General features: G+C 39.9%; 1 protein-coding gene. It reads left to right on the top strand.

Annotation, left to right across the window (positions count from 1 at the left end; translation table 11 throughout):
• On the top strand, positions 1-572 hold a 572-nt coding region (locus BAU28_RS09085), incomplete at both ends, for an SH3 domain-containing protein (protein ID WP_165615157.1).

Below are 572 nucleotides of genomic sequence, written 5' to 3'. Positions count from 1 at the left end.
TTACAAATGGAACACAAGAAGTAGGAAAAATTAACGCGACAAGCCTCCGAGTAAGAAGTGCAGCGAATACAAGTAGTTCAATTTTAGGAAACTTGAAAAATGGCGAGAAAGTAACAGTGTTAGGAAAAGCAAACGGCTGGGCGAAAATCAGCTATCAAGGAAAAGAAGGCTACGTATCCTTAGAATTTGTGAAATTAGAAGCAGGAAAGCAAGAAGAAAAGCCAGCGGAAAATATTACAAATGGAACACAAGAAGTAGGAAAAATTAACGCGACAAGCCTCCGAGTAAGAAGTGCAGCGAATACAAGTAGCGCAGTTCTAGGAAACTTAAAAAATGGCGAAAAAGTAACAGTGTTAGGAAAAGCAAACGGCTGGGCAAAAATCAGCTACCAAGGAAAAGAAGGCTATGTATCGCTAGAATTTGTGAAATTAGAGGCAGGAAAGCAAGAAGAAAAGCCAGCGGAAAATATTACAAATGGAACACAAGAAGTAGGAACAATTAACGCGACAAGCCTCCGAGTAAGAAGTGCAGCGAATACAAGTAGCGCAGTTCTAGGAAACTTAAAAAATGGC

Source organism: Bacillus paramycoides, assembly GCF_001884235.1.
GTDB lineage: Bacteria > Bacillota > Bacilli > Bacillales > Bacillaceae_G > Bacillus_A > Bacillus_A paramycoides.
The sequence above is the reverse complement of the archived record's forward strand: the minus strand, read 5'-3'. Positions and strand labels throughout refer to the sequence as shown.